The sequence below is a fragment of the Streptomyces sp. NPDC059900 genome (assembly GCF_050270335.1).
In the GTDB taxonomy this organism is placed as follows: Bacteria; Actinomycetota; Actinomycetes; order Streptomycetales; family Streptomycetaceae; genus Streptomyces.
Map to the genome: position 1 here is coordinate 1 of NZ_JBNNJZ010000610.1, position 4,692 is coordinate 4,692.

Consider the following 4,692-nt stretch of genomic DNA (forward strand, 5'->3'; position numbering starts at 1 on the left):
GCCCGAGGGCCTGTTGTTTGTGCGTGGAGCGGGTGTTGCCTGCGGTGTTGGTCCTTGCGCCGGCTGCGCGGAGGTCGTGTCGCGTGCTTCCTGGTGTGCCGGGCGAGGGGGGAGTTGTGACGCGGGCAGCAGGCCGAGCGCGGCGAGTGCGGCCAGGACCAGCAGGGCAGGGCTCAGCGTGGGAGCAGCGGATCCGGTCGTGCTGGCCGCGACGGCGATGCCGAGGGTCGGCCCGATGTTCATGGCGGTCTGCTTGAGCCCGCCGACGACCCCGGCGTACCCGGGCGGGGCGTCGCCGACGACGGCGCCGGTGGCAGTGACCATCACTGTGGCGAACCCGGCACCGATGACGGCGAAGGCTGCGGTCATGGCCGGCCACGGGCTGGCCGGACCGATCCGGGCCAGCCCCGCGATGCCGGCCGCGACGAGGGCCGTGCCGGCGATCGCGGTGCGCCGCGCACCGTAGCGGCGCAGCGCGGCGACCGCGGCTGGTGCACCGAGGACCATGAGCGCGGTCAGCGGAAGGACGCGCAGACCGCTGGCGAGGGGGTCGAGGCCGAGTATGTCCTGGAGGTAGAACGTGGCCCTGAACAGTGCGCCGAACAGGCCGGCGGTGGTGACCAGCAGGAGTGCCATCGACGCCGTCACGGGCGCGGACCGCGCTACGGCCGGCGGAACGATGGGGTTCGTGGTGCGGCGCTCGTGCCGGGCCAGTACCGCTGCGATACCGATGACGGCAAGGAGTTCGAGCAGCGTCGGCAAGGCGGTCCACCCCCGTGCGGGTGCGTTGGCCAGGGTGTGAACCAGGACTGCGAGTGCGATCGCGAGCAGGGCGGCACCGGTGAGGTTGAGCCGCGAGGAGTTGGCTCGTTCCGGTGCCGGCGTTCGCAGGGCGAGGGCGAGAGCGGCGATGACCAACGCGACAGGAACGTTGACCCAGAACACGGCGCGCCAGCCCAGATGCGCCACGAGTACACCGCCGAGGATCGGACCGGACACCGCCGCCACCGCGATCGCGCCGGTGCGGATGGCGATGGGCGTGCCGAGCCGGTCTGCGGGATAGGCCAGCCGCAGCAGCGCGAGCGTCGCGGGCTGCAGGAGCGCGCCGAACCCGCCCTGCATCGCGCGCAGGACGATCACCCAGCCGACGGTCGGCGCGAGCGCGATCCCGGCGGAGGCGGCCCCGAAGCCGAGGACGCCGACGAGCAGGAGGCGAGGATGCCCGTAACGATCCCCGAGACGTCCGGCGATGACGAGCAACGCGGCCACCGCCACCAGATAGCCGGTGCTCGTCCACTGGATCTGCGCCGTGCTCGCGCCGAGATCCCGCTGCAGGCTGGGCTGTGCCACGAGCAGGATGGTGCCGTCCAGTGCGACGATCATGGCGCCGGCCACGCTGGCCAGAAGTGCGAGATGCCGCTGCAGGAGCGCTGTCATGAGGTCACCGGGCCGAGGTGGGCGTCCAGCACTGCCGTGATGAGTCGCTCGCGTTGGTCGTCGCCGGGGTCACAGCCCAGCGGCGGCGCCCCCAGGGCGAGTTGCAGGCTGCCCCAGGTCCACAGCTGGGCGATGCCGTGCAGGTTCGACCACAGGGCGGCGGCGGCCACGGCGGGCGGCGGTACGGCCGCGTCCGGCCCGCCGGTGCGTTGCGTGGCAGCCCACTCCGATCGGCACCGGGCGACGAGTTCGGTGATGTGTTCGAACAGCGGGAGGGTCGCCTCGCGCAGCCGCGGTTGGTCCGATGGCTGCGGCGTGCTGTCGAGCAGGTCGTGCCGCCACATGAGCTCGAACATGCCGCGGCGTTCAGCCGCGTACCCGACGTACGTGCGCGCGAGGGCCTCCAGCTCGCCGCGCGGTGTGGTCGTGCCGGCGACCTCGGTCGCGAATCGGGCTCCGAGGTCCTCGAAACCGCGACGGGCGACAGCCGACAGCAGCGCGTGGTGCGTGGGGAAGTACCGACGCGGCGCCCCGTGCGACACTCCCGCTCGACGGGCTATCTCCCTCAGGCCCACGGACGCGGAGCCCTCGGTCAGCACGAGGTCGACCCCCACATCGATCAACCGCTCCCGAAGGGAGGCCTCATCAGTCATGGACAGTGTCTACCACCGGCCGTAGACACTGTCTACTCCCGTCTTGCGCAGGCCTCGGTCGACCTGCTCCGGGGGCAGGACGCCGACCGGGCCGCCCTCGCGGCCGCGACGGACTTCGCAAGGGCCCCTCGTGTACCGGCACTTGATGGCCCAGCTGACACACTCCGCGGTCCTTGCGGAAACGCCCTCTCCCTGCTGGGTCGCTGGTGGCGCCGACGCCGGTGACGATCCCCGCGGGCGCAGCCCGGCCCTCTGGGCAGGGCCGCTTACGTCTTGGGCGGGGCGGAAGGCCACTGTGAGCGGACGGCGAGTCTCTTGGCGGAGGAGGTGCGTTGGTCGGCCGGCGGTTCGGGGTTGAACGTCCTCTCACCGGCTCTTGGCCGCCTCGCGGTCCTGGTACTCGCGAGGGGAGAGTCCGTGGAAGCGGGAGAAGGCGGCACTGAATGTGGGGAGGTGGGCGTACCCGATCCGGCGCGCGACGGTGCTGGGCGGGGCGCCCCCGGCGAGCAGGTCGCGGGCGATGCGCATGCGGGCCGCGTAGCGCCAGCGGCCCAGTGTCATGCCTGTCTCGTCGCGGAAAGCGCGGTGGATCTCGGCGCGGATATCGGCATCCTGCGTCCTGCCGGCCTCGACATCATGAGCCCCGCCAGGCTCGCCGATGCGGCGCAGGCACTCCATCGCGACAGCACGTGCGCGTGGATCGGTGGGCATCGGCACCGACAGCGCTCGCTGCGCGGTGACCTGTTCCGCGAACAGGTCGAGGATGTGGCGAGGGTTGTGGTCGTCGGGGCGCAGAGCGGACCGGGCGCTGATCGAGCAGAACATCAAGTAGTCGTCCCACGCGGGCGAGAAGCGCACCTGCAGCGGCGCGGTCAGCTGGAGGTCGGCGGTGCTCGCGTTGCCCAGCGGCAGGGAGACGGAGTTCTCGCGGAGGCCGGTGACATGCTCCAGATGTGCCGGGATCCAGGTTGCCACCCCTCGTTCCCGCTCGTAGCGCTGGTCGCCGATGTCCAGGTACCCGCTGCCCCGGTACATCCAGCTCAGGACGTGGATGTCGTTGGTGTGTGAGGGCGTGTTGGCCGGGGGCAGCATCTCGGGCGCGGCGGGTGTGTCTGTCTCGCGCATCATCCGGATCAGGTCGTCGGTCTGCCGTGCCGCCGCCGCCCGTTGGGTCAGCCCACCGGCGCCGGGTCGGGCGAAGAGCCTGCGTCCGAACTCGTGGGGGGTCAGTCCGAACCGTCCCTTGAAGGCCCGGGTGAGGCCGTTGCGGCTGGCGAAGCCCACCAGGGCGGCCACCTGGTCCACGTCGTAACCGGCGGCGAGGAACTCCGCGGCGGCGCCGAGCCGGCAGTGCAGCCGCCACTGTTCGAAGGTAAGTCCGGTGTCGGCGAGGAAGTCACGGCGAAGGGTGCGTGCGCTGGAGAGCACCCGCGATGCCCATCGCTCGACGGTGAGGTCGAGTCCGGGGTCGCGCACCAGTTCCTCGGCGACGGCTCTGGCGCCACGGGCTCGCGGCATCGCGGGCGAGGAGACGCCCTTGGGGCCCGGGTCGTGCGCGAGTCCCGAGGGCGTCGGCGGGCGCGCGCCGGGGCGCCGAAGGAGGTCGGCGATCGCCTCGGGGGAGTATCCGTGGCCGTTGAACGGAGTGACCTGAAGGTTGAAGAGCTGGATCAACCAATCCTGCCAGTCGCCGGGAACGTCGAACCGTGTCAGTTCGGGCAGCCCCCGGGCGCCGACGCCGGCGTGGGGGCACAACGGGAAGGCGACCGTGCCCGGCTCGGTGGTGATCGCCCGCTGCGCCCGGCCGTCTGCGGGAATCCCGGCCCGGTCGTCCGCTGGAATCCAGGCGCCTTCACCGGCCTTGAGGTGGAGGGTCGGCTCGTCGTCGAGGCGCACGTGCGCAGTGCCGGTGCGCACCCACAGCAGCAGCGGTCGCACAGGCGCGTCCGCCGGACTCCACCGCGCGCCCGGAACCGTCGGAGGGCGGCTGGCACCGGCGGCGAGCGGTGAGGGCACGGTCATGCCCTCACCGTATGTCCTAACTGCACGGCAGTCTGCGCACACCTTCCCAGGTAAGGTTCCCCTAACCTTACCCGGAGCGCGCCTCCCCGATGCCGGCGTGCGGCTCCTGCCCTCGAAGCGATGAGAAAGTTCGGTTTCCCCGTATGCCCAAGACCTCGCGCCGACTCACCGTGCACCCGCCGACCCTGCGTGCGGTCGAGGTGGTCCGGATCGTCGACCTCACCCCGGGGATGCGGCGGGTCACGCTTGGCGGCGCACAACTGGGCGCGTTCACCACGGCGGACGGCTTCGCGCGGCCTGCCTTCGACTCCCCGGGTTTCGACGACGACCTCGCGCTCTACTTTCCCTACCCGGGGCAGAGCGAGCCGGTACTCCCGGTCCAGGGCGAGGCGAAGCTGATCGTGCCCAAGGACCCCCGCCCCCTGTCGCGGGCCTACACGGTCCGCCGGTGGGACCCCAAGACCGGCGAGCTGGACGTGGACTTCGTCAAGCACGGGGTGGGCGTGGGAACGACATGGGCCTACCGCGCTGCGCCGGGTGAGCGGATCCACCTCAGCGGCCCGCGCACCTCGAAGGCGTT

Annotated in this window: 4 protein-coding genes; 1 reads left to right on the forward strand and 3 read right to left on the reverse strand. The window is 71.9% G+C overall.

Annotation, left to right across the window (positions count from 1 at the left end; all coding sequences use genetic code 11):
* From ACQKIP_RS40240 to ACQKIP_RS40250, 3 genes are all read right to left on the reverse strand, one after another.
* A partial coding sequence (locus tag ACQKIP_RS40240; RefSeq protein WP_427745307.1) for an MFS transporter occupies nucleotides 1-1,437 on the reverse strand: 1,437 nt, incomplete at its 3' end.
* Nucleotides 1,434-2,090 carry a TetR/AcrR family transcriptional regulator gene (locus ACQKIP_RS40245; protein WP_365866500.1) on the reverse strand — a complete coding sequence of 219 codons (657 nt, stop codon included), beginning with the start codon at nucleotides 2,088-2,090 and terminating at the stop codon, nucleotides 1,434-1,436. The genes ACQKIP_RS40240 and ACQKIP_RS40245, both read right to left, overlap by 4 nt.
* 366 nt (nucleotides 2,091-2,456) lie before the next feature.
* Entirely contained in the window at nucleotides 2,457-4,112 is a 1,656-nt protein-coding gene (locus tag ACQKIP_RS40250) for an AraC family transcriptional regulator (RefSeq protein ID WP_365866498.1), read from the reverse strand.
* 143 nt (nucleotides 4,113-4,255) lie between these two features.
* On the opposite strand from ACQKIP_RS40250, the gene ACQKIP_RS40255 reads away from it, so the two are divergent.
* Nucleotides 4,256-4,692: siderophore-interacting protein (locus tag ACQKIP_RS40255; RefSeq protein WP_427745308.1), on the forward strand; the 437-nt coding region annotated here is incomplete at its 3' end.

Coding starts and splice junctions, on each gene's coding strand:
- ACQKIP_RS40245 (WP_365866500.1), bottom strand. CDS start 2,090: ATGACTGATGAGGCCTCCCTTCGGGAGCGGTTGATCGATGTGGGGGTC.
- ACQKIP_RS40250 (WP_365866498.1), bottom strand. CDS start 4,112: ATGACCGTGCCCTCACCGCTCGCCGCCGGTGCCAGCCGCCCTCCGACG.